General features: G+C 63.6%; 22 protein-coding genes. 7 read left to right on the forward strand and 15 right to left on the reverse strand.

Annotated elements, in window-relative coordinates; all coding sequences use genetic code 11:
- Together BQ8794_RS07490 and BQ8794_RS07495 are read right to left on the reverse strand one after the other, a co-directional pair.
- Positions 1–1,014 (reverse strand): carbohydrate ABC transporter permease, encoded by a 1,014-nt coding sequence (locus BQ8794_RS07490; protein WP_077374913.1) that lies wholly within the window; start codon positions 1,012–1,014, stop codon positions 1–3.
- Positions 1,015–1,255: 241 nt separating this feature from the next.
- Positions 1,256–2,611, reverse strand: coding sequence for an ABC transporter substrate-binding protein (locus tag BQ8794_RS07495; protein WP_077374916.1), 1,356 nt, complete (start codon positions 2,609–2,611; stop codon positions 1,256–1,258).
- Positions 2,612–2,972: 361 nt separating this feature from the next.
- Here BQ8794_RS07495 and BQ8794_RS07500 point away from each other — a divergent pair, with 361 nt between their 5' ends.
- Positions 2,973–3,995 carry a substrate-binding domain-containing protein gene (locus BQ8794_RS07500; RefSeq protein ID WP_077374919.1) on the forward strand — a complete coding sequence of 341 codons (1,023 nt, stop codon included), beginning with the start codon at positions 2,973–2,975 and terminating at the stop codon, positions 3,993–3,995.
- Between the two features lie 55 nt (positions 3,996–4,050).
- Here BQ8794_RS07500 and BQ8794_RS07505 read toward each other — a convergent pair whose 3' ends face one another.
- The 9 genes from BQ8794_RS07505 to BQ8794_RS07545 all read right to left on the reverse strand — a co-directional run bounded on the left by BQ8794_RS07505 (position 4,051) and on the right by BQ8794_RS07545 (position 14,607).
- A complete protein-coding gene (locus tag BQ8794_RS07505; RefSeq protein ID WP_077374922.1) occupies positions 4,051–4,407 on the reverse strand; it encodes an Imm8 family immunity protein in 357 nt (118 codons plus the stop codon).
- Positions 4,408–4,507: 100 nt separating this feature from the next.
- Positions 4,508–5,986 carry a S8 family serine peptidase gene (locus BQ8794_RS07510; protein ID WP_077374925.1) on the reverse strand — a complete coding sequence of 493 codons (1,479 nt, stop codon included), beginning with the start codon at positions 5,984–5,986 and terminating at the stop codon, positions 4,508–4,510.
- Positions 5,976–6,644, reverse strand: coding sequence for an anti-sigma factor (locus BQ8794_RS07515; RefSeq protein WP_077375236.1), 669 nt, complete (start codon positions 6,642–6,644; stop codon positions 5,976–5,978). The genes BQ8794_RS07510 and BQ8794_RS07515 overlap by 11 nt, the downstream gene beginning before the upstream one ends.
- Positions 6,641–7,207: a sigma-70 family RNA polymerase sigma factor gene (locus tag BQ8794_RS07520; protein WP_077375233.1), complete on the reverse strand. Its 567-nt coding sequence runs from the start codon at positions 7,205–7,207 to the stop codon at positions 6,641–6,643. Before BQ8794_RS07520 ends, BQ8794_RS07515 begins: the two co-directional genes overlap by 4 nt.
- A gap of 208 nt (positions 7,208–7,415) precedes the next feature.
- A complete protein-coding gene (locus tag BQ8794_RS07525) occupies positions 7,416–9,068 on the reverse strand; it encodes an ABC transporter ATP-binding protein (RefSeq protein ID WP_077374928.1) in 1,653 nt (550 codons plus the stop codon).
- Entirely contained in the window at positions 9,068–9,892 is an 825-nt protein-coding gene (locus tag BQ8794_RS07530) for an ABC transporter permease (RefSeq protein WP_077374931.1), read from the reverse strand. Before BQ8794_RS07530 ends, BQ8794_RS07525 begins: the two co-directional genes overlap by 1 nt.
- Positions 9,893–9,902: 10 nt before the next feature.
- Positions 9,903–10,862, reverse strand: coding sequence for an ABC transporter permease (locus BQ8794_RS07535; protein WP_077374934.1), 960 nt, complete (start codon positions 10,860–10,862; stop codon positions 9,903–9,905).
- Positions 10,863–10,878: 16 nt separating this feature from the next.
- Positions 10,879–12,465 (reverse strand): ABC transporter substrate-binding protein, encoded by a 1,587-nt coding sequence (locus BQ8794_RS07540; protein WP_077374937.1) that lies wholly within the window; start codon positions 12,463–12,465, stop codon positions 10,879–10,881.
- A gap of 156 nt (positions 12,466–12,621) precedes the next feature.
- On the reverse strand, positions 12,622–14,607 hold the full coding sequence (locus BQ8794_RS07545; RefSeq protein ID WP_077374940.1) for a CocE/NonD family hydrolase: 1,986 nt from the start codon (positions 14,605–14,607) through the stop codon (positions 12,622–12,624).
- 181 nt (positions 14,608–14,788) lie between these two features.
- Between BQ8794_RS07545 and BQ8794_RS07550 the strand changes: the two genes are divergently transcribed.
- Together BQ8794_RS07550 and BQ8794_RS07555 are read left to right on the forward strand one after the other, a co-directional pair.
- Positions 14,789–15,043 (forward strand): BrnT family toxin, encoded by a 255-nt coding sequence (locus BQ8794_RS07550; RefSeq protein WP_077374943.1) that lies wholly within the window; start codon positions 14,789–14,791, stop codon positions 15,041–15,043.
- On the forward strand, positions 15,030–15,341 hold the full coding sequence (locus BQ8794_RS07555) for a BrnA antitoxin family protein (protein WP_077374946.1): 312 nt from the start codon (positions 15,030–15,032) through the stop codon (positions 15,339–15,341). The genes BQ8794_RS07550 and BQ8794_RS07555 overlap by 14 nt, the downstream gene beginning before the upstream one ends.
- Before the next feature lie 10 nt (positions 15,342–15,351).
- Here the strand turns inward: BQ8794_RS07555 and BQ8794_RS07560 are convergent, their stop codons facing one another.
- Genes BQ8794_RS07560 through puuE form a run of 4 tightly spaced genes read right to left on the reverse strand, consistent with a single transcriptional unit; the run spans position 15,352 to position 18,771 of the window.
- A complete protein-coding gene (locus BQ8794_RS07560; RefSeq protein ID WP_077374949.1) occupies positions 15,352–15,945 on the reverse strand; it encodes a nucleoside deaminase in 594 nt (197 codons plus the stop codon).
- A complete protein-coding gene (locus BQ8794_RS07565; protein ID WP_077374952.1) occupies positions 15,945–16,448 on the reverse strand; it encodes an ureidoglycolate lyase in 504 nt (167 codons plus the stop codon). Before BQ8794_RS07565 ends, BQ8794_RS07560 begins: the two co-directional genes overlap by 1 nt.
- Positions 16,445–17,293, reverse strand: coding sequence for a bifunctional allantoicase/(S)-ureidoglycine aminohydrolase (locus BQ8794_RS07570; protein ID WP_425293523.1), 849 nt, complete (start codon positions 17,291–17,293; stop codon positions 16,445–16,447). The genes BQ8794_RS07565 and BQ8794_RS07570 overlap by 4 nt, the downstream gene beginning before the upstream one ends.
- Positions 17,294–17,337: 44 nt before the next feature.
- Positions 17,338–18,771, reverse strand: a complete 1,434-nt coding sequence (puuE, locus tag BQ8794_RS07575; protein ID WP_077374960.1) for an allantoinase PuuE — start codon at positions 18,769–18,771, stop codon at positions 17,338–17,340.
- Between the two features lie 175 nt (positions 18,772–18,946).
- On the opposite strand from puuE, the gene uraH reads away from it, so the two are divergent.
- The 4 genes from uraH to xdhC all read left to right on the forward strand — a co-directional run bounded on the left by uraH (position 18,947) and on the right by xdhC (position 24,220).
- On the forward strand, positions 18,947–19,321 hold the full coding sequence (gene uraH, locus BQ8794_RS07580) for a hydroxyisourate hydrolase (protein ID WP_077374963.1): 375 nt from the start codon (positions 18,947–18,949) through the stop codon (positions 19,319–19,321).
- A 3-nt stretch (positions 19,322–19,324) separates the two neighbouring features.
- Positions 19,325–20,806, forward strand: coding sequence for a xanthine dehydrogenase small subunit (gene xdhA / locus BQ8794_RS07585; protein WP_077374966.1), 1,482 nt, complete (start codon positions 19,325–19,327; stop codon positions 20,804–20,806).
- Entirely contained in the window at positions 20,806–23,154 is a 2,349-nt protein-coding gene (xdhB, locus tag BQ8794_RS07590; RefSeq protein WP_077374969.1) for a xanthine dehydrogenase molybdopterin binding subunit, read from the forward strand. The genes xdhA and xdhB overlap by 1 nt, the downstream gene beginning before the upstream one ends.
- Positions 23,155–23,230: 76 nt before the next feature.
- The gene (xdhC, locus tag BQ8794_RS07595; RefSeq protein WP_077374972.1) at positions 23,231–24,220 is read left to right on the forward strand and encodes a xanthine dehydrogenase accessory protein XdhC; all 990 of its coding nucleotides are present in this window, start codon (positions 23,231–23,233) and stop codon (positions 24,218–24,220) included.
- The last annotated feature ends 75 nt before the right edge of the window (positions 24,221–24,295 follow it).

The raw sequence follows: 24,295 nt of genomic DNA on the forward strand, positions 1-24,295 counted from the left end.
TCAATGTCCTCCCGTCTCTTTGTTCGCCTGCCGGATGTTCCAGACCATGATCGGAATGACCGCGATCATGATGATGATGGCGATGGTGGCGCCGCGGCCGAAATCGCCGCCGCCGCGGAACATCCAGTCGAACATCAGATTGGCCAGAACCTGGCTGTTCCATTGGCCGTTGGTCATGGTCAGCACGATGTCGAAAACCTTCAGCACCAGGATGGTGATGGTGGTCCAGACGACGGCAATCGTGCCCCAGATCTGCGGCACCATGATCTTCCAGAAGATCTGAAACGGATTGGCGCCGTCGATGACGGCCGCCTCCAGCGTCTCTTCGGGAATCCCCCGCAAGGCAGAGGACAGGATGACCATGGCAAAGCCGGTCTGGATCCAGATCAGGATGATCATCAGGAAGAAATTGTTCCAGAACGGCAGCGATATCCAGACCTGCGGCTGGCCACCGAAATACTGGATGATGGCGTTGAGCAGGCCGATCTGCGTCTGGCCCGCGCCGCGATACTCGTAGATGAATTTCCAGATGACGCTTGCGCCGACGAAGGAGATGGCCAGCGGCAGGAAGATGAGGCTCTTGGCGATGGTGCCCCACCAGATCTTGTCGGTGAGGACGGCGATGATCAGCCCGAGGAAGGTGCAGGCGGCAGGCACGACCGCCAGCCAGATGATGTTGTTGAGGATGGAGCTGCGGAACTCGCGGTCGCCGAACGCCCATTCATAGTTGGTGAAGCCGACGAAATTGGCGCCGCCGCGATCGAGGAACGACAGTCTGAGCGTCTCCACCACCGGGTAGATCAGGTAGATGGTGAGGATGATCATGGCCGGGCCGACGAACAGCCACGGCCGGATCAGCCCCTGCCGGCGCAGATTGTCGATGGCCGCAGCACCTGCGACGCCGCGCGACGGGAAGATGATGTCCACCAGTTTGTTGGCGCCCCAGAAATAGGCGACGCAGCCGCCGACGCCGATGATGATGACTGTTATGGCCGAGAAAATCTGAGCCGCCACGGGTCCCTCCCTCTGCGCATGATCCGCCAGTCGAGAATGGCTTTGGCGGCGGGATCATGGGCCGATTCAGTTGTTTGGAATGCGACCGGATGCAAGGCGGGGTTCTACTCGTGCTGGTCGCGCGTCATGCCGGAATGTGCTCACAAACATAGATTACTGCGGCGCGGGCCGCCGGTCGGATCCGGGCCACTGAGGCCCGGATCCATTCAGGATCGGCAGTCCGAACGTTCAGCTGGGCCGCCTACTTGATCGCGTCCCAGCTCTTCTGGATGTCGGTGGCGACATCCTCGGCGGACTTGCCGCCGACGAGATCGATCATGCCGGTCCAGAAGGCGCCGGCGCCGATCTTGCCCGGCATCAGATCGGACCCGTCGAAGCGGAAGGTCGAGGCTTCGGCAAGGATTTCCCCCTGCTTCTTCAACGCGTCGCTGGCATAGGCGTCCTTGTTGACCGACTTGAACGGCGTCACGAAACCGCCCTGGGCCATCCAGATCTCATGGGCGAGCGGCATCTTCAGGAATTCGATGAACGCGCGGGCACTCTTGCTGTCCTTGGTGATCATGGCCAGCGTGCCGGCGCCGAGCACCGGCGTGCCGAGGTCGGGCTTGGCAGCGTAAGGTGGGTAGTAGAAGAAGTCGGCGTCCTGGCCGATCTCGGTGCCTTCCGGGAAGAAGGTCGGGATGAACGACGCCTGGTGGTGCAAATAGCATTTCGGCGGCACCGAGAACAGGCCTTTCGGGCTATCGCGAAAATCGGTCGCCGCCACCGCCTTGGCGCCGCCGTCGACCATCTTGTCGTCGGTCGCGATCTTGCCGAAAATGTCGATGGCGTTGACCACCGCGGGGTCGTTGAACGGAATCTCGTTCTTCACCCATTTGTCGTAGGTCTCGGGCGTCTGGGTGCGCAGCATGATGTCCTCGACCCAGTCGGTCGCCGGCCAGCCGGTGGCGCCGCCCGAACCGAGCCCGATGCACCATGGCGTGCCGCCGTCGGCGATGATCTGCTTTTCGAGCTCGGCGAGCTCTTCCTGCGTCTTCGGCACCTCGTAGTCGGCTTCCTCGAAATTGTCCGGCGAGTACCAGACCAGCGATTTCACGTCGGCCTTGTAGGGGAAGGCGAAAAAGCCCGGCTTGCCGTCCTTGTCGTTGAAGGTGCCGAGATCGACCCATGACTGGCCGGCGCCGTAATTGTCCTTGATCCAGTTGGCGGTGTCGTCGCCGAGCGGCGTCAGCAGGCCCTTGGACGCCAGGTCCTGGATCAGGCCCGGCTGCGGCAGCACGGCGATGTTGGGCGGGCTGCCGGCCTGCGTGTCGATGACGATCTGCTGTTCGTAATTTTCCGACGAGGAGTATTTGACCTCGGCGCCGGTGGCTTCCGAGAAATAGTCGAGAACGGTGCGGATGAGGCCCTCGTCCTCGCCGCGCCATGGCCCGAAGATCGACAGCGTCTCGCCCTTGAGGTCGACCTTCTTGAGCTCTTCGTAATTCGCCCAGTTGAAGCGGGGATCTTCGCCCGGCTTGAACTTCAGTTCGGCTTGCGCCGGTGCGCTCAGGGCGAGCGCGGCAAAGGCGGCGCTCAGCAGAAGCATTTTCTTCATAGCTATTCCCTCCCAGTGGTGACAGACACCGGACGGAACCTCCATTCCGTCCGCCGACGCTGCAGGACTGTGACTCACTCGCAAAGGAACCGCAACCTTTCGAAGAGCCTTCCAAAGCGCTTTGGTGTTTTCAATCACGCCACTGAATTAATCAGGTGTCAAGAGGCTGGAGAGTCAATCGATTTAATGCGCTGACATAAAGAGCGATAACGTGCGCTGCAGCATGCTTTTTGGCGCAGCAGCAGCAAATTTTGCTTCAAACTGGTCGGAAACGGTGCTTATGGTCTTTGCGTTGGGCAGTGCTGCCGGTAGCGGACTGGGTAACCCATAGTTAAAGCGCTTTGAGGCTTGGAGGCCTCCGGTGAACCTCAAACAGCTCTCCCACATGCTGGCGCTTTCGCAGACGACGGTAAGCCGCGCGCTGAACGGCTACCCGGAAGTCAACGAGGAAACGCGCCGGCGGGTGATCGACGCCGCCAAGCGCCATGGCTACCGCCCCAACCCGAGCGCGCGCCGGCTGGCCACCGGCAAGACCGGAATGATCGGCTATGTCTTGCCGACCGGGGCGGCCGTCGACATCGACCCGCATTTCGTCGAATTCCTGTCCGGTCTCGGCGACTACGCCCGTTCGCACGAACTCGACCTGGTGCTGTCCCCGGCCGATGCCGACGACCAGGAGACGACCTATCGGCGTATCGTCGCCAACCGGCAGGTCGACGCCGTCTACATCTCCTCGCCGCGGCCGCTCGACCGGCGGGTGGCGCTGGTCAGCACGCTCGGCATTCCCTTCATCGTCCATGGCCGCAGCGAAGGGCTCGATCTCGACTACCCTTTCACCGACATCGACAATGAGGGCGCCTTCCACGAGGCGGCACGGCTGCTCGTCCAGCTCGGTCACCGGCGGCTGGCGCTGATCAACGGCGACGGCCGCGAGACCTTCGCCATCCACCGCGAGCGTGGCGTGCGCCGAGCGCTGGCGGCGAGCGGCCTGGTGCTTGACGAAGGCGATGTCTGTTCCCTCACCATGACCGAGGAGAACGGCTACCGCGCCGCCAGGCGGTTGCTCGAGCAAAGCGATGCGCCGACCGCGATCGCCTGCTCCAGCCTGATCATGGCGCTCGGCGTCGTGCGCGCGGTGCGCGATCTCGGCCTGACCATTCCGGGCGACTTGTCGCTGATCGCTCACGACGACGTTTTCCCCTGGCTGAAGCCGGAGAATTTTTCGGTGCCGTTGTCGACGACGCGTTCGTCGATCCGCCTGGCCGGCGCGCGCGTCGCCGAGCGGCTGGCGGCACGGATTTCCGGATCGGAAGAGGGCGCCCGCGGCGAAGTCTGGCCGGTCGATCTGGTGATCAGGGGATCGGTCGCCGGCGCACCGACCTAGTGACCGAGTTCGATCCCTACCCGAGATCCGGTGGTAGTGGGGCAGTCTGGAATAGCTAAAGACGGTAATCGAATTCCCAGCGCCCGAGTCTCGTTAGCTGCGCCGCTATGGCTTCCCAAGTGTCACCCTCCGTAGCCATACAGCGCTCCTTAAGAAAATTCACAAGCTCTACCCCGTCAAACCGGTGCATGAAGATAGTGTTTTCTCCAGAAACAACCTTCTCTTTTCGAGACTGAAAGAACCAACTCGGAGAGCAGACATGTGCCGTAAATGCGTCTGCTGTATTCTCTCCTTCTGGACAGGCATAGAAGTCAATCATCACCGAGAAATCAGTCGGATCGGGAGGGTCCCAGTTTTCTAGAGAGGATGAGCTGGCATCTAAGATTCGGTGCCCCTGATACTTCGCTTTCATGAGGCCAGTTCCGTAGGTCTAGAGGTATCGCATGTCGAAAGGGCAAATTTCGACCCAAGAAGGCTTTTGACGAGGAAACGGTATGCGTAACTAGAAGCGTTTATTCCTTCGCCGTCGCGGCCGCCTTGGTGTCCAACAGCCCATAGCCGAAATCATTGTCCCTGCCCTTGGGGCCGAGGTCCCTTGCCGTGGCGGCCAGCGCATTCTCGACCCAGTCGGCGGAACGGTCGGGTGCGGCATGCAGCAGATTGGCGATCGCGCCGGTGACGATCGCAGCGGCAAACGAGGTGCCGGTGACCACATCCGAACCGGCGCCGCTCGGCGCCACCATCTCGACCCCGGGAGCGGAGAGGAAGACGTAGGCGCCGCGATTGGCCTGCTGCATCAGCCCGTCCTTGGCATCGGTGGCAGTCACCGCGATGACGCCGTCGAAGGCGGCCGGGTAGCCGTAGGGCGCCTTCGGTCCGTTGTTGCCGGCGGCGGCGACCAGCACGATGCCCAGGGCGCGAGCATTGCGGCAGGCGACGCCGAGCAGGTCGTTCTTCGGGCCGACGAAGCTCATATTGATAATGCGGACATCCTGCTCCGCCGCCCAGTCAAGCGCCGCAAGGATGACGTCCATGGTCGACTTGCCGCCCTCGAAGGCGCGGGCGTGGTAGATCCTGGCGCCCGGCGCCATGCCTTTGAGCGCGCCGACGCCGGCGATCAGGCCGTCGATCGAGGTGCCGTGATCGCGCGCCTCGATCGGCACATCGGGCATGGCGTCGAACTGATCGGCGATGACGCCGGAGAGTGCTGGATTGGTATCGTCGATGGCGGTGTCGATGACGGCGATGCGCACATTCTCGCCGCTCGCCTCTTTCGCATCGAGCGCGATGCGCTCGAAGGCATAATTGACGATGGTGGCTGCCTGCTGCAGCGAGTAGATATGGTTGGGCTCGCGCCGCAAAGTGCGGCCGTCGGCGGCAAGCTGCGCCAGCACGACGCCGACCGGGCGGCCATCGGGAATGCCGAAGCGCACCAGCGTGGCGCCGAGCAACTGAGACTGGCGCTGCGAGCGCACCTCGAGGCCAAAGGAGGCGGCGATCTGCTGGACGGCGTCGCCCTCCACCGTCACCAGCACCTCGTCCGGCACGAAATCACCGACGACGGCGCGCGGCGGCTCGGCCGCGACGAGATCGCTGGGCGAAACGATCGGCCCGCCTGCCGCGGCTTGTTGTATCGCTGTCGCAGCGGCGGGCGGGACCGGCGGCGGCAACGCACCGCTGGCCGGATCGCGGCGCGGATCGGGCGTCGGCAGCGGCGCCTGGCCGTCGCCGACCGGATTGGGGAACAGGTCGACGATCAGCGCGGGAAGAAACACTGCATTTGTGACGGCGGAACCTGCGCCGGGCCTTTCGCCGCTGGTATCCTTTGTGTCGTCCTCGATGCAATCGGCCGCCGCCGTCGCCCGGTTGAGGCAGTCGATTTCCGTCTGCGTAAGGTTCGGATCATTGGTCTGCGCCAAGGCAGGCGCAGCAGTGATCATCGTCGCCACCACAAGCAGCGCCGCAAATCGGATGACCGCCTTAGCCGCCATCAACCGGTTTCCTTCCCTCGACCACAGCCTCCGCAAACGGCTGGGCGGCAATCAGGCCGAGCACTTTTTCATAGTCGGCGGCGGTCGCCGCCGGGATGCCAAGGCGGAAGACGCCCTCGGCGGTCGGGCCGCTGGCAATCTTCAGCTGGTGCTCGCCAAGAAAAGCGACAATGTCGGCCATCTTTGCATCCGGCTTGAACTTGACCAGCGCGAACGGCATTTTCGCAAGATCGGCTTGCTGGCCGGCAATTTCGAAATCGCTGTCCATGCCGCCGGGCTGGTCAAACGACTGCACCACAACAAGCGCCAGCAGAGCCGCGGCCGCAGCCCAGGCGACGCCGGCGGACACCGCCGTGAAGCGGCCCCACGCTAGCGCCAGCCAGGACGACGCCGCCGGCGCGCGCGCTGGACCGGCCTCGGCGTCGAGCGCCCGGGCGAAGCGGCTGAGCGCATCGGCCGGCGGACGGATCGCCTCATTGGATGCAGCGGTGCTGGAGAATTCGGCTTCGGCCTCGCCGAGTGCGGCAAGCGCTGCCGGGTCGGTCGCCAGCCATTCCTCGACGGCTTCGAGCTCTGCACCTTCCAGCGAGCCATTCAGGTAGAACGGTAGCAGCGTTTCCATTTCATCGCGGCGCGACATCTTTTCAGCGGCGCTCATGGCCACCCCCTGTCGTAACCGGCGGCCTTGAGGGCCTCGCCAAGTTTCTTGCGGGCGTAGAACATTCTGGTCTTGACGGTGGCGACCGGGATGCCGAGCACCTCGCCGATCTCGCTCACCGACTGTCCGTGGTAGTAGGCAAGGTCGATCACCGTTCGGTGTTCTTCCGGCAAGGCATCGATGAAGCGGCGCAACGCCGCGCCCTTGTCTTCCTTCATGGTGACGACTTCCGGAGAGTCGGCGCCGTCGGCGACCTGGGCCGCGTCATCGTCGTCGATCCAGTCTTCCTTTTTCTTGCGCAGCGACGACAGCGCCTTGAAGCGGGCGATGCCGAGCAGCCACGTCGAGACTTCCGAGCGCCCCTCGAAGCCGGGCGCCTGGCGCCAGAGTTCGAGAAACACCTCGTTGGCGATATCGTCGGCCATCATTTCCGATCCCGTCTGGCGCACCACGAAGCGGTAGACCCGCGCGTGGTGGCGCATGAACAGGAGCCGCACGGCGGCACGGTCGCCTTTGGCGACCCGGCCGACAAGCGCGCGATCGGTTTCCGTGGCTGCCGTCATGGCCGGTCGAGCCGCCTGGCTCCTGTCTGCTCTGTCGCTGATCGGCTCAAAAAGGTTCACCGCTTTCCGCCCGGAATTCTCTGAAAGCTAGCCGAAGAGCGGCAGTGTTGCCAGAGGTGGCTTCTTCCCTTCTCCCACAACAAGGGGAGAAGGGAAGGGCGCGCGCGTGCTGGCGTCGTCATACCGGGTGTGGCGGATCGTCGGATGTCTAATTGCCCGCGCTGGCCATGCGCCGTCCCTTGATCGCCTTTTCCAGCCAGCCGATCTCCATTTCGGGGACTGAGGACAAGAGAAGGTCGGTATAGGCGTCGAACGGCGGTGCCAGCACCTGGCTCTTGGCGCCGTAGCGCACCACCTCGCCGCGATACATCACCGCGATCGAATCGGCGATCGACTTTACCGTCGCGAGGTCGTGGGTGATGAACAAATAGGCGACGTTTTCCTCCTTCTGCAGCTCGAGCAGCAGCTTCAGGATGCCGTTGGCGACCAGCGGGTCGAGCGCCGAGGTCACTTCGTCGCAGATGATCAGCTTCGGCTTGGCGGCGAGCGAGCGGGCGATGCAGACGCGCTGCTTCTGGCCACCGGAGAGCTCGGCCGGGTAGCGGTCGACAAAGCCCTTGCCCATTTCGATCTTGTCGAGCAGCTCGGCGACGCGCTTGTCGCGCTCGCGGCCGCGCAGACCAAAATAGAATTCGAGCGGCCGGCCGATGATGGTGCCGACGGTCTGGCGCGGGTTCATCGCCACGTCGGCCATCTGGTAGATCATCTGCAACTGGCGCAGATCCTCCTTGGGCCGGTCGGCAAGCCGGTTGGCGAGCGGCCTCCCGTCGAAGGTGACGGTGCCTTGTTCGGGCGGCAACAGGCCGGTGATGGCGCGCGCCAGCGTCGACTTGCCCGAACCGGACTCGCCGACCACCGCCAGCGTCTGGCCCGGATAGATGTCGACCGAGACGTTCTTCAGCACCTTGATATGGCTGCGGCCATAGGCGGCGGTGATGTTCTTGACCGACAGGAACGGGTTCGTGCCGGGCTTTTGCTCCTGGTGCTCTATCTCGTGCACTGACACCAGCGCATTGGTGTATTCCTGGCGCGGCTCCTTGATGATCTGGCGGGTGCCGCCCCATTCGACGAGCCGCCCATGGCGCAGCACCATGATCTCGTCCGAGACCTGGGCGACGACGGCAAGGTCGTGAGTGATGTACAGCGCCGCGACGTGCGTGTCGCGGATGGCGTCCTTGATCGCCGCCAGCACGTCGATCTGCGTCGTCACGTCGAGCGCCGTGGTCGGCTCGTCGAAGACGATCAGGTCTGGCTCGGAACACAGCGCCATCGCCGTCATCACACGCTGCAGCTGGCCGCCGGACACCTGGTGTGGAAAGCGCTCGCCGATGCTTTCGGGGTTCGGCAGGCTGAGCTTCTTGAACAGCGCGATGGCGCGCTTTTCGGCCGCGGCCCGTGTCGCCGTGCCATGCAGCAGCGTCGCCTCGACCACCTGGTCCATCAGCCTGTGCGCCGGGTTGAAGGCGGCGGCCGCCGATTGCGCGACATAGCAGACCTCGCGGCCGCGCAGCTTGCGAAAGCCCTCCTTGCCGCCCTTGAGGATGTCGCGGCCGTTGAGGATGACTTCGCCGCCGGTGATCCGCACGCCGCCGCGGCCATAGCCCATCGATGCCAGGCCGATGGTCGACTTGCCGGCGCCGGACTCGCCGATCAGGCCGAGCACCTTGCCCTTCTCGAGTGTCAGCGAGACGTCGTGGACCAGCACGATGTTCTTCGGCGCTTCGCCCGGCGGGAACACGGTGGCCTCGATGCGCAGATTGCGGATATCGAGCAGCACGGACTTTGCTCGCTGGTCAGCCATTAGCCGCGCCCTCCCTTCAGGCTCGTCGTGCGGTTGAGCACCCAGTCGGCGACAAGGTTGACGGAAATCGCCAGCATGGCGATCGCCGCCGCAGGGATGAGCGCCGCCGCGATGCCGAAGACGATGCCGTCCTTGTTTTCCTTGACCATGCCGCCCCAGTCGGCGCTAGGCGGCTGCACGCCGAGGCCGAGGAAGGACAGCGTCGACAGGAACAGCACCGCATAGATGAAGCGCAAGCCGAGTTCCGAAACCAGCGGCGACAACGCATTGGGCAGGATCTCGCGGAAGATGATCCACACGCTGCCTTCGCCGCGCAGCTTGGCCGCCTCGACGAAATCCATGACGTTGATGTCGACGGCGACCGCCCGCGACAGGCGGTAGACGCGGGTCGAGTCGAGGATGCCCATGACCAGGATCAGCGTCACCAGATTGGTTGGCAGCACCGAGAGCACGACGAGGCCCATGATCAGCGTCGGGATTGACATCAGGAGATCGACGAGGCGCGACAGCAGCGTGTCGAACCAGCCGCCGAACACCGCCGCCGAGAAGCCGAGGATGGCGCCGAGCGAGAACGACAGCGCGGTGGCCAGCACAGCGATGAACAGCGTGACGCGGGCGCCGTAGATCATGCGCGAAAGAAGGTCGCGGCCGAGATTGTCGGTGCCCAGCCAATGTGTCGCCGACATCGGCCCCCAGACATCGCCGACGATCTCGCCATTGCCATAGGGCGCGATCCACGGCGCGAAGATCGCCGCCAGCACGAACAGCGCCGTCAGCACCAGGCCGATCAGCGCCGGGACCGGGATGCGTTTTATGTCGAGCATGCCCGCTCCTCTATTTCGGATGTCTGAGACGCGGATTGGCGACGATCGCCGCTATGTCCGCAATGATGTTCAGGCTGATGTAGACGGCGGCGAAGATCAGGCCGACCGCCTGCACCACCGGCACGTCGCGCTTGGTGACGTGGTCGACGAGATATTGCCCCATGCCGGGATAGACGAAGATCACTTCGACCACGACGACGCCGACGATGAGATAAGCGAGGTTGAGCATGACGACGTTGATGATCGGCGCGATCGCATTGGGAAAGGCATGCCTGCGAATGACGGCGAATGCCGAGAGCCCCTTGAGCTCGGCGGTTTCCACATAAGCCGATTGCATGACATTGAGGATCGCCGCGCGCGTCATCCGCATCATATGGGCGAGCACCACCAGCGTCAGTGCTGCCGCCGGCAGCATGATCGCCTGCATGCGCTCGCCGAAAGGCATTTCGTCATAGACCGTCGAGATGCCGGGGAAGATCTGGTATTTCACGGCAAAGAAATAGACCAGCACGTAGCCGATGAAGAACTCGGGAAACGACGTCGAGGCGAGCGCCAATCCGGAGATCAGTTTGTCGACCCAGCCATTGCGGTAACGCACCGCGATCAGGCCGAGGATGATCGCAAGCGGCACGGCCACGACCGCAGCCCAGAAGGCGAGGAACAGCGTGTTCCATAGCCGTCCCTTGATCGACATCGCAATATCCTGCCCGCTCGACATGGCGGTGCCGAGATCGCCGGTCACGACGCCGCCGAGCCAGCGGAAATAGCGGATAAGGGCCGGATCGTTGAGGCCGAGCTGCTCGCGCAGATTGGCGAGCGACTCCGGTGTCGCCGACTGTCCGAGGATGGCTTGCGCGACGTCGCCGGGCAGGATTTGGGTGCCGGCGAAGATCAGGACCGATACGGCCAACAGCAGCAGGATGCCCAGCGCAATGCGCTGGGCCACCAGTTTCACGATGGGTGAGGACATATCCGCAAGGCCGGGCTCAGGCTTCGAGCCAGCACTTTGCCAGAGCGTATCCGTTCATCAGCTCCTGATGCGGATCGTCCACCCAGCCGGCGACCTTGGCGCCCGTCGCGTCGATGAACTGGTTGAACATCGGCAGGATTAGGCCGCCCTCGTCGCGCACCATGACGGCCATGTCGTGGTACATCTGCTTGCGCTTGGCCTCGTCGAGCTCGGCGCGCGCCGCCAGCACCATCTTGTCGAAATCCGGACGCAGGAAACGCGTATCGTTCCAGTCCGCGGTCGACAGATAGGCGGTTGAGTACATCTGGTCCTGCGTCGAGCGCCCGCCCCAGTAGGAGGCGGAGAAGGGCTGCTTGTTCCAGACTTCGTGCCAGTAGCCGTCGCCGGGCTCGCGCTTGAGCTCGAGCTTGATGCCGGCCTTGGCGGCGCTCTGCTGGAAGAGCTGCGCGGCATCGACGGCGCCGGGGAAGGCGACATCCGAGGTCCTGAGCAGCACGGTGCCGTCGTGCCCGGACTTCTTGTAGTGGAACTTGGCTTTGTCGGGGTCGTACTTGCGCTGCTCGATCTCAGTAAACAGTGGATAGGACGCGTTGATCGGGAAATCGTTGCCGAGCGAGCCGTAGCCACGCAGGATCTTGTCCAGCATCTCCTCGCGGTCGATCGCCAGCTTCAGCGCCATGCGCAGATCGTTGTTGTCGAATGGCGCCGTGTTGCAATGCATGATGAACACGTAGTGGCCGGGGCCGGCATGGTTGCGGATGGTGACACCGGGCAGACGCTTGATCAGGTCGACGATCTTCGGCTCGACGCGGTTGATCATGTTGACCTGGCCGCCCTGTAGAGCCGAGGTGCGCGCCGTGGCATCGTTGATGACGATGACCTCGATCTGGTCGGCATGGCCCATCTTGTCGCCCTGCCAGTAATTGGCGAAACGCTCGGCACCATGGCGAACACCAGGCTCGTTGGTCACGATCTTGTACGGGCCGGCGCCGATGCCGGCGTCGGGCTTGTCCTTGCCGCCGTTGGGCTGGACGATCAGGTGGTAGTCGCTGAGCAGGTAGGGCAGGTCGGCGTTCGCCTCCTTCAAGGTCAGCACGACTTCCTTGCCGCTGGCCTTAATGGTATCGATGCCCTTCATGTAGCCGAGCGCGCCGGACTTCGACTTCTCGTCGGAATGACGCTCGAGCGTGGCGGCCACGTCCTCGGCAGTCACCGTCTTGCCATTGTGGAATTCGACGCCGTCGCGGATCTTCAGCGTCCACACCTTGCCGTCGTCCGACGAACCAATTTCCTCGGCGATGCGGTTTTCGAGCTTGCCGTCGGGGGACAGCTCGACGATCATTTCGCCCCAGCATTTGCCGAAGGCGAACGGAACCTGCGTCATCATCAGCGCCGGATCGAGGCTGTTGGTGGACTCGCCGCCGACCAGGCCGGCCTTCAGCGTGCCGCCCTTGACCGGACCTGCTGCACGCGCCGCACTTGAAAGCAGCGAGTTGGCGAAGGTCGAGGTGACGCCGAGCGCTGCCGCCCGGCCAAGAAAATCACGACGGCTCAGTTTGCCAGATGCGACGCGCCGGCTAAGAAATTCCAGTTCGTTCGACATGTTGAGTTCCTCACTCTGTTGGTTCGACCTTGTGGTCGTTTTTTATGGTTTCCTGTGAGGAGAATAATGACCGCAAGGGAACGCCGTAAGCAAGACCGAATGCGACATGCCGTGGCGTAAATCGTACGTCGTAATTGGACCAATCCGCATAAGCGCTCAAAGCAGATTGCGCGGAATGCTCTCCTCGAAATTACGCTCGAAAACCAGTTTCTCGCCCTCAAAGGCTTCGATTCTGGCGTTAACCCGGAAGCTATGCGCGTCGCACCGCATTTCGGCGGACGATTCGGTGCGCACCGACCATCCATTTCGCGACAGCGTCTGGGTCCAATGCGTCTTGCCCGACGCCGACAACGGATCGTCGGGGTGGATCGTCCATGTCTCTCGCGCGATGCTGTCATTGGCGAGGCCATGCTCCAGATCGCGCACCTCGCCGAAATCGTCGACAATGGAAAGCGTGATCATTCCGGACTTTTCATCGCAATTGACATGACGCTCGGAATTGGCAGCGCGGAGTGTCTCCGTCGCCCAGGGCGCGGCTGCCTCCGGCGTGGGGAACGCGACTTCGTCGCCTTTCGCCAGCGGCCGCAGCGGCAGCTTCAGCATTGCCGCCGACAGGTCGAGCCGGACCGGTTCCGGCGATGGCCAGATCATCGGCCAGTAGGCGTTCGAAACGGCAATACGCAGGCGGTGCCCTGATGGAACGCGATAGGCACATTGGTCGAGCACCATCCGGGCGCCGACAGTTTCGCCCGGCACCAGCGCCTCGGGGAATTCGTGCGAATTGCGGTGCGTCAGGTTGAGTACGCCGTAGGAGATCAGCTCGGACGCTCCGTCGGGATGCACGTCGCACAGCCGGATCGCGATGTTCGCCTGGCGCCGGTCCGACGAGACCCGAACCAACACCTCCGGCGCGCCAACAATGTCGATCGCCTCGGTCAGCACCGGCTGGTCGAAACACACCGACAGCGCATCGTCGGGGCGCTGATCGCCGGGCAGTTCCGGGCCGAAGGTGAAGGGAAAATATTCGCCACCGGCAAGGCCGCAGCTTTGCGGCGAAGCGACGATGGCCGGCTTGCTGCCTTCTGCGATCAGTTCGACTTCCTGTGTCTCGATATCAGGCGATGGCCACACCGGTTCGGCGACCCAGCGGCCCGGCCGTTCGGGATGCCAGCGCGCGGGGCGGACGCTGTCCATGACATAGGCGCGATAGGCCGGGTCGGCCTCGACGCCGGTGTCGGTGCCCTTCAGCCAGCGGTCCCACCAGCGCAACGCCTCCTGCAGGAAGCCGATGCGCGGTTCAGGCGCCGCATAATGCGGGTATTTATGGATCCACGCGCCGACGATGCCTTTGACCGGCGCTTCGATATTGGCGACGAGATGGGAAATGGTGTTGCGATAGCCGTCATGCCAGCCGCCGATCGACAGCACCGCGGCCTGGATGGCGGAATAGTCCTCGCAGATCGAGCCGCGCTTCCAATAGGCGTCGCGGTGCTGATGCTTGAGCCACAGCGGCGCCAGGAAGGGCTGGTTCTCCAGCCGGGTCAGCCACAGGTCGCGCCATCGGTTGTCGCCGGCCAGCAGCGGATCCGGCGGCCGCGACGAGTACGACAGCATGGTCGAGGCCCAGCCGAAATTCTCGATCAGCAGGCAGCCGCCCTTGTAGTGGATGTCGTCGGCATAGCGGTCGACGGTCGAGCACAGGCTGATGACGGCCTTCAGCGCCGGCGGCCGCTTGGCTGCCGTCTGCAGGCAGTTGAAGCCGCCCCAGGAGATGCCCATCATGCCGACACTGCCGTTGCACCAGGGCTGGGCCGCCGCCCAGGCGATCACGTCGCAGGCGTCTTGCAATTCCTGCTCGGAATATTCGTCGTCCATCAGCCCTTCGGAATCGCCATTGCCGCGCATGTCGACGCGGATCGAGGCGTAGCCGTGGCCGGCGAAATAGGGATGCGTCAGCTGGTCGCGAAAGATGGTGCCGTCGCGCTTGCGGTAGGGCAGGTGCTCAAGGATCGCCGGCACCGGACCGTCGGCTGCATCGGCTGGCATCCATACCCGCGCCGACAGCCGGCAGCCATCCGGCATGACGATCCCCATGTCCGGAAATTCGACGACCTTGCGGGGAAATTCAGTGATGGTCTTCATGCATGCTCTCCAGGATCTCAGTGACGCATGAAGCGCTCACGGCATGAAGTCAAACCGGCGACGGTCTGTGTCGCCGCGACGACGATTTGGCGGGATGTCAATCGACTCCATCTTGCGCTGTTCCGTTATTTTATGTATTACGTTTATTCGCTTGGACCCGACGCACTGAGGATGGTCTCGTCTGAAAATCGTTTGGGATGAGCCGAAGCGTGTCACGAATCTCGAAAATCGGGGTCTTGACTTTGCCAGACTCGATATTGAGTTCTTTGCGACCGCGACCGTCCTCCCAGCTAAAGCCGGCCGGCTCAAAGCGATTGGCAGATACGAGGAGACTATTCTCGCCGTGATTTTCAAGCCGCTCGGTTCCGAAGCGATTTCGGTAATCTCGATGCGTCGTGCCAGCAGAAAGGAAAGGTCAGGATATGAGCAATCCTAAATCGCGCGTTCGACCGCTTACCGATGAGGAGGAGGCGGAAATCCAAAGACAAATTGTTGCTGATCCGGATGACGCGGAGGCGACCGACGAACAGCTGGCGCAAGCCAGGCCTTTCGCGGAAGTGTTTCCGGAGCTTTTCGAGAGCATCAGACGTGCTCGTGGCCGGCCGGCCGTAGAGAAGCCCAAGCAGGTTGTGTCCATCCGCCTGGATCAGGATGTCGTCAGCAAATTCAAGGCCACCGGCAAAGGCTGGCAAGCCAGGATAAATGAGGTACTGAAGAAGGCGAAGGTAAGCTAGGCATCCCGCGTCAGTTCAGCGGAATGTCGTTTTCGTCCTTGCTCGTCTGATAGGCGCTGGACAATTCTTCATAGCGCGCGGCGATCGTGCCGATCCGCGTTTCCAGCCGCTGGCGCTCGGCCTCGGGCAACGACCGCACCAGTTTGCGGATCGAAAAGCTCTTCCAATAGGCGTTCTCGGCATTGTAGCCGCCGGGGTCGAGGGTGAAGACCTCTTTCAGGATCTTCAGATCGTGCGGGATGGCGAAGCTGTCGCGCGAATCCTCATGCGAAAACAAATAGTAGAAATTGTCGAAGCCAGTCCAGGTGATCGCCGACAGGCAGAGCGAGCAGGGTTCATGCGTGGCGAGAAAAATCGCGTCCTTGGTGTCGACTCGCTCAGCCTTCGGCATTTCATAGAACCGCTTCAGGCAGTGCACTTCGCCATGCCAGAGCGGATTTTCCGTCTCGTTGTTGGTTTCGGCGTGCACCAGCGAGCGGTCGTTCTTGCGCAGGATCGCGGCGCCGAACAGCTTGTTGCCGTGGGCGACGCCTTCGGCCGTCTTTGGCACGATGTCATGCTCGATGACGTCGAGCAGGCGGTCGATCAGCGATACGTCGGCCATCATGCGGTCCCGTCGGGGAGATGGATCTCGTAAGCGTGCGAGAAATGGCACTCTTCGAGGTTGGCGCCGTCGCCACCGCGGTCGACGACGAGGAAATCCTGGCCCTCGCCGATCGGCGTCAGTACGCCGTGCCAGCGATTGCGCGGATAATTGACGCCCTGCCCGGGCGCGGTGAGGAAGGCGTGCGGCTCGCCCGGGCCGTCGTCGCCATCATGGCAGACGACGACCAGGAACGGCCGTGGCGACAGCGGGATGAAAGCCTGGCTGCCGAACGGATGACGCTCGACCATGGTAAGCTTCAGCGGAAAATCGTAATGCGTGCCGCGTACCATGGAGATCAGCACGCGCCCATTCGGTCCCTGCGCTTCGGCGGTGGCGAGGTCGTGATAGCGCTCGGCCTTGCCGCCATTGATCGGGTAGTGATTGCCGCCGCCCATATCGATGACTTCGCCGAACTCGGCAAAATTTTCGCGGGTTAGCGGCCGCGCCACGATGCGGGTCATGGCGCGCGCCTCCCGACGCCGGCGCCACCAAGCTTGGCGTGCCGGTTGACATCCTTGTAGAGCAGGTAGCGGAATTTTCCGGGACCGCCGGCATAGCAGGCCTGCGGACAGAAGGCGCGCAGCCACATATAGTCGCCGGCCTCGACCTCGACCCAGTCCTGGTTGAGGCGGTAGACTGCCTTGCCCTCCAGCACATAGAGGCCGTGCTCCATGACATGCGTCTCGGCGAAGGGGATGACCGCACCCGGTTCGAGCGTGACGATGGTGACATGCATGTCGTGGCGCATGTCTTCAGGGTCGACGAAGCGCGTCGTCGCCCAACGGCCCTCGGTGTCGGGCATCGGCGTCGGCGCAATGTCCTGTTCGTTGGCAAAGAAGGCTTGCGGGACATCAATGCCTTCGACGGCGTCGTAAGCCTTGCGGATCCAGTGGAAGCGGACAGCAGCGCCGCTCTCGTTGCGAACGGTCCATCCGCTGGCCGGCGGCAGGAAAGCAAAGCCGCCCGGCTGCAGGACATGCTTCTCGCCAGCCAGCAAAACGCTCAGCTCGCCCTCGACCACGAACAGGGCGCCCTCGGCGCCGGCATCCGGTTCCGGCCGGTCGCTGCCGCCGCCGGGCGCGACCTCGACGATGTATTGCGAAAACGTCTCGGCAAAACCCGACAGCGGGCGGGACAGCACCCAGACGCGGGTCTTGTCCCAGAACGGCAGGGCGCTGGTGACGATGTCCTGCATCACCCCCCTGGGAATGACGGCATAGGCCTCGGTGAAGACGGCCCGGCCGGTCAGCAGCTCACTCTGGCCGGGGTGGCCGCCCTGCGGCGCGTAATAGATTCGGTCGGCCATTTTCATCGTATCCATCGGTTCAGAGCCTGTTGCGGAAGCCAGGCCTATTGCGGAAGCATGTCCTTGAGGCGGAGCAGCGCGATGCGCTCGACCTGTTTGCAGGCGGTTTCGAATTCAACGGCGCGGCTGTTGCCGATGCGCGGCTCGAACTCCGCCAGGATTTCTTCCTTGGTCTTGCCTTTCACGGCGATGATGAAGGGGAAGCCGAAACTGGTGACGTAGGCGGCATTGAGCTTGGAGAACAGCTCGCGCTCTTTGTCGGTCAGCGCCTCGAGCCCGGCGGAAGCCTGTTCCCTGGCCGATTCCGGCGTCAGCCGCTTGGCTTGCGCCAGTTTTCCGGCAAGATCGGGATGGGCGTTGAGCACGGAGAGCCGCTCGGCCTCGCTGGCGCCGCGAAAGACACGGCACAGCGCATTGTGCAGGCCGCCGGCACTGTCATGCGCCGGGCCGAGTTCCAGTTGGTAGGCGCGCTCGGCGATCCACGGCGAATGCTCGAACACGCCACCGAAAGCCTGGACGAAGGCCTCTAATTCCATTTTCGACGGGCGCAGCGTCGGCGGCCGGAACGGATGGGTTTTTTGCCAGTGCCTGGCGATGTCGATGCGCCGCGCCAGCCATACCCTGTCGTGCGATTTGACGTAGTCGACGAAGCGTTTCAGCGCAGCGACCCGGCCCGGCCGGCCGACGAGGCGGCAGTGCAGGCCGATATTCATCATGCGCGGCCGCCCTGCCTTGCCCTCGGCATAGAGCGTGTCGAAACTGTCCCTGAGATAGGCGAAGAACTGGTCGCCCGAGTTGAAGCCCTGCGGCGTGGCGAAACGCATATCGTTGGCGTCGAGCGTATAGGGGATGATGAGCTGCGGCTTTGCCGACCCGTCCGGCCCATCATGCTCGAACCAGTACGGCAGTTCATCGTCATAAGTGTCCGACACATAGTCGAAGCCGCCCTCTTCCGCTGCAAGCCGCACGGTGTTGATCGACGTGCGGCCGGTGTACCAGCCGGTCGGCCGCGCCCCCGTCACCTCGTAGTGCAGCCGGATTGTCTCTTCCATGTCTCGGCGCTCGTCCTCCGGCGCATGATCGCGATAGTCGATCCATTTCAGCCCGTGCGAGGCGATCTCCCAGCTGGCCTCCTGCATCGCCACGACCTGGTCGGGCGAACGCGCCAGCGCTGTGGCGACGCCGTAGCAGGTGACCGGCACCTCAGCCTCGGTGAACAGGCGCAGCAATCGCCAGAAGCCGGCGCGGGCGCCATATTCGTAGATCGATTCCATGTTCCAGTGGCGCTGCCCGGGCCAGGGTGCGGCGCCGACGATCTCGGACAGGAAGGCTTCCGAAGCCTTGTCGCCATGCAGGACGCAGTTCTCGCCGCCTTCTTCGTAGTTGACGACGAACTGTACCGCGACATGCGCCCCGCCAGGCCATTTCGGATCCGGCGGATTGGCGCCGTAGCCGCGCATGTCTCGTTCGTAACGCATTGTCGCTCCTGCCGGATAGTGTGATCAGGATAGTCGAAAGGATTGCTTGCGCATTCCCCCGAAAATTTTTGAAAGTGTTTTTGCAGCACTTCACTCGACCGGGACTTATGCATCGCCTTTAATTAGCGCACAATTCGTCAGGCACGTTTGAGTGTATCGGGAATGGGAGCAGCCAGTGGCGGAAACGTCGAAAGCCGAAGGCGGACGTCTGACGACCCATGTCCTCGACACCGCGACCGGCAGGCCGGCGGCCGGCTTGTCGATCGAGCTTTACCGCATCAACAACGACATGCGGACGCATCTGAAGACAGCGGTCACCAATGCCGACGGCCGCTGTGACGCGCCGCTGCTTGCCGACGCGGAATTCCGCACCGGCGAATACGAGCTGGTCTTCGCCGCCGGCGACTATCTGCGCCGGCAGGGGTTGAGGCTGCCGGAACCGGCCTTCCTCGACAGCGTGCCGATTCGCTTCGGCATGGCCGAGCCGATGCACTATCATGTGCCGTTGCTCATATCGCCCTACGGCTATTCGACCTATCGCGGGAGCTGAGGCATGGCCACGCTCAACATACGCAGCAAGATACGCTTCATCCTCAATGGCGAGCAAATTGTGCTGACCACGGTGGCGCCCGACGAGACCTTGCTCGACTGGCTGCGGCTCGAGCGCTCGCTGCGCGGCACCAAGGAAGGCTGCGCCGAGGGCGATTGCGGCGCTTGCACCGTGCTGGTCGGAAGGCTGTCAGGCGGCCGGCTGGTCTATGAAAGCGTCAACGCCTGCATCCGCTTCCTTGGTTCGCTCGATGGCACGCATGTCGTGACCGTCGAGCATCTGCGTGGCGACGGCGATAGGCTGCATCCGGTGCAGCAGGCGATGGTCGATTTCCACGGCTCGCAATGCGGCTTCTGCACGCCGGGCTTCGTCATGTCGCTTTATGCCCTGTGGATGCGGTCGCCGGAGCCGTCGGATGCAGCCATCGAAAAGGCGCTGCAGGGCAATCTCTGCCGCTGCACCGGCTACGAGGCGATCATGCGGGCGGCACGTGCCATCGCCAGCTACGGCAAGGCGGCAAAGGATCCGCTGGCGGCGGAGCGCAAAGCCATCACGGGCAAGCTCGAAGCGATGAAGGATGGTTTGCGCATCGAGATCGGCGCCGGCAAGCAGCGCCTGGTCGTGCCGGCCGATGCCGACGATCTCGCCGCGGTGCTCGACAAGGAGCCGGGCGCCACCATCGTTGCCGGTTCGACCGATGTCGGCCTGTGGGTGACCAAGCAAATGCGCGAGATATCGCCGGCGATCTTCATCGGCAATCTCGACGGGCTCTGCGCGGTTTCCGAGGATGGGGGCATCATCTCGATCGGCGCTGGTGTCACCTATACCGAAGCTTTCTCAATATTGGCGAAGCGCATACCAGCGTTCGGGCCGCTGTTCGATCGCATCGGCGGCGACCAGGTGCGCAATATGGGCACGATCGGCGGCAACATTGCCAACGGGTCGCCGATCGGCGACACGCCGCCGCCATTGATCGCACTCGGTGCGCGGCTGACGCTGCGCCGCGGCAACAAGCGGCGAACGATCCCGCTCGAAGACTTCTTCATCGCCTATGGCAAGCAGGACCGGCAGCCGGGCGAGTTCGTCGAGGCCGTGCATGTCCCAGTGCCGGGCAGGGATACCAAATTCGCCGTCTACAAGATCACCAAGCGCCGTGACGAGGACATCACCGCAGCACTTGGCGCATTCCTGCTGACCCTGGCCAAGGACGGCACGGTGGCGGAGGTGTGCATTGCCTATGGCGGCATGGCGGCAACACCGAAGCGCGCTTTCGGCGTGGAAAAGGCGCTGCTCGGCAAGCCCTGGACGGAGGCGACGGTCGAGACCGCCATGGCCGAGTACGCCAGGGATTTCACCCCGCTGACCGACATGCGGGCGAGCGCCGAATACCGGGCGCTGGCGGCAAAGAACCTGCTGCTGCGCTTCTTCGGTGAGACCAGCGGCACCAAGGCGCCGATCCAGGTATCGCGCCACGAGGCAGCGTGATGACCACGCACGCTCCCAACCTCAAGGCGCAAAAAATCTCCGGTGGCGTTGCCACCGACCAGCGCCATGATTCCGCGCACAAGCATGTCCGCGGCACCGCCGTCTATATCGATGACATGCCGGAATCATCTGGCACGCTGCATGGCTGCCTCGGGCTTTCGACGGCCACGCACGCCACCATCACCAGCATGGACCTGTCGGCGGTGCGCGCAGCGCCCGGTGTCATCGACGTGCTGATGGCGAGCGACGTGCCGGGCGAAAACGATATTTCGCCGACCGGCCGCCACGACGAACCGGTGCTGGCCGCCGGCAAGGTGCAGTTTTTCGGCCAACCGATCTTTTGCGTCATCGCCGAAACCCGCGAGCAGGCGCGCCGCGCCACCAGGCTGGCCAAGGTCGAATACAAGGAATTGCCTTTCGTCACCGACATCGGCGTCCTCGATCCCAGCAAGGACAAGCTGGTCACGCCGCCACTGACCCTGAGGCGCGGCGATGCAGCGGCCGCGATCAACGCGGCGCCGCGCCGGCTGAAGGGAAAAATGCGCATCGGCGGCCAGGACCATTTTTATCTCGAAGGCCAGATCGCCATGGCCATTCCCGGCGAGGATCAGGACGTCACGATTTATGCCTCGACCCAGCATCCGAGCGAAATCCAGCACATGGTCAGCCATGCCCTCGGCGTGCCGAGCCATGCCGTCACAGTCGAGATCCGCCGCATGGGCGGCGGCTTCGGCGGCAAGGAAACGCAAGGCAACCAGTTTGCCGCGCTCGCGGCGATTGCTGCGAAAAAACACCATCGCGCGGTGAAAATTCGGCCCGACCGCGACGACGACATGATCGCCACCGGCAAGCGCCACGACTTCCTCGTTGACTACGAGGTCGGCTTCGACGACGACGGCAATATCCTTGGCGTCGACTTCATGTTCGCCGCGCGTTGCGGATTCTCGGCGGACCTCTCAGGCCCAGTGACCGACCGCGCGCTGTTCCACTGCGACAACACTTATTTCTGGCCGGCGGTGCACGCGCAATCGGCGCCGCTCTACACCAACACCGTGTCGAACACCGCCTTCCGCGGCTTCGGCGGGCCGCAAGGCATGGTCGGGGCCGAGCGCGTCATCGAGGAGGTCGCCTTTGCCGTCGGCAAGGATCCGCTCGAAATCCGCAAGAAGAACTTTTATGGCACCAGCGACCGCAACATCACGCCCTATCACCAGACGGTCGAGGACAACATCATCCACCGCATCGTCGCCGAGCTGGAGGCGAGTTGCGACTATGCGACGCGCCGCCGCACCATCGAAGCGTTCAACGCCAACAGCCGCTTCATCAAGCGTGGATTGGCGCTGACGCCGGTCAAGTTCGGCATCTCGTTCACCGCCACTCATTACAATCAGGCCGGCGCGCTGGTGCATGTCTATACCGACGGTTCGGTGCATTTGAACCATGGCGGCACCGAGATGGGGCAGGGCCTCTACGTCAAGGTGGCGCAGGTTGTGGCGGAAGAATTCCAGATCGACCTCGACCAGGTAAAGATCACCGCGACGACGACCGGCAAGGTGCCGAACACCTCGGCGACCGCCGCATCGTCCGGTTCCGACCTCAACGGTATGGCGGCGCAGAACGCGGCCCGGCAGATCAAGGAGCGGTTGACCAACTTCGCCGCCGAAAAATATCAGGTGCCGCGCGACCAGGTGCTGTTCCTGCCCAACCGGGTGCGCATCGGCAACCAGGAAATCGCCTTCGCCGATCTCGTAAGGCAGGCTTATATGGCGCGCATCCAGCTTTCGGCGGCGGGCTTCTACAAGACGCCGAAAATCCACTGGGATCGCGACAAGGGCGAGGGTCGTCCCTTCTATTATTTCGCCTATGGCGCCGCGTGCTCGGAAGTCTCGGTCGACACGCTGACCGGCGAATATGTCGTCGAGCGAACCGACATCCTGCACGAGACCGGACGCTCGCTGAACCGCGCCATCGACCTTGGCCAGGTCGAAGGCGGCTTCATCCAGGGCATGGGATGGCTGACGACGGAGGAGCTTTGGTGGGACGAAAAGGGCCGGCTGCGCACCCATGCGCCGTCGACCTACAAGATTCCGCTCGCCTCGGACCGACCGAAGATCTTCAACGTGACGCTGGCCGATTGGCCGGAAGCGAGTGAGCCGACGGTGCACCGCTCCAAGGCGGTCGGCGAGCCGCCGCTGCCGCTCGGCATCTCGGTGCTGCATGCGCTGTCGGATGCGGTGGCAAGCGTTGCCGACCACCGGATGTGCCCGCGCCTCGACCCACCGGCGACGCCGGAGCGGGTGCTGATGGCGATCGAACGGCTGAAGGAGGAGGCCAAGACCGGTGCTTGAACTCGGTCCCGGGTTCGTACAAGGCGTGCAATCCGGGCCGAAAAACCCTATGTTTCCCGATAGGGAAAGCAAAAACATGACCTCGAAAGTGCAAAGCCTGAAAGCATTTCTTGGCGGCGCCGGCCGGGTTGCCTTGGTCGAGGTGGCCGGGACCAAAGGCTCGACGCCCCGCGAGAAGGGCGCCTACATGCTCGTCTCGGGCGCGGCGATTTTTGGCACGATCGGCGGCGGCCAGCTCGAATATATGGCGATCGACAAAGCGCGGCAGCTGCTTTTCTCCCCCCTTGAGGGGGAGATGGCCGCGGAGCGGCCAGAGGGGGTCGTCTCAGAAGGCACCGCCAGAGCGTCGAGCACTGCCGCGGCGACCCCACCCGACGGCTTCGCCGCCACCCTCCCCTCAAGGGGGAGGGATACGCGCACGACGCTCGATGTCCCGCTCGGGCCCGAGATCGGGCAATGCTGCGGCGGCAGGGTCGAGGTGCTGATCCGGCTGGTCGATACGGCGTTGGCGCAAGAGCTGGTCGCGGCGGCGGACGCCGAGCAGGCGCAGCTGCCGCATGTCTACATCTTCGGCGGCGGCCATGTCGGCCAGGCGCTGGCATCGGCGGTGGCCTTGCTGCCGGTCCGTGTCGTCGTTGTCGAGACGCGGGCCGAGGCGTTGGAAGGCATGCCAGAAGCGGTCGAAACAAGGCTGACGCCGATGCCCGAGGCATTGGTGCGCAAGGCTCCGGCCGGCGCCGCTTTCGTCATCCTCACCCATGACCATGCGCTGGATTTCCTGATCGTCGCCGACGCGCTGAAACGCCGGGATGCCGCCTATGTCGGCATGATCGGCTCGAAGACCAAAAAGGCGACATTCAGGAGCTGGTTCCTGAAGGCGGCGGACGGCAGCGAGGCGCAATTTGCCGGCCTCGTCTCGCCGATCGGCGGCGAGGCGGTCAAGGACAAGCGTCCGCAAGTGATCGCGGCGCTTGCCGCCGCCGAGATCATGACGGCCCTGGTCGCCCATGCTGGCGCACGAGCCGCGCCGCACCCCGTCTCTCGTGGCAAGGCAATGGCCGGCTGACGGATAATATCCCGCCGCGCTGCATTTCGTGCAGGCGCGCTTCCGTAGCGTCTGCACGCCCTGAATCGGCCGCGC

Origin of the sequence: Mesorhizobium prunaredense (genome assembly GCF_900156895.1) — a bacterium.
Lineage (GTDB): Bacteria > Pseudomonadota > Alphaproteobacteria > Rhizobiales > Rhizobiaceae > Mesorhizobium > Mesorhizobium prunaredense.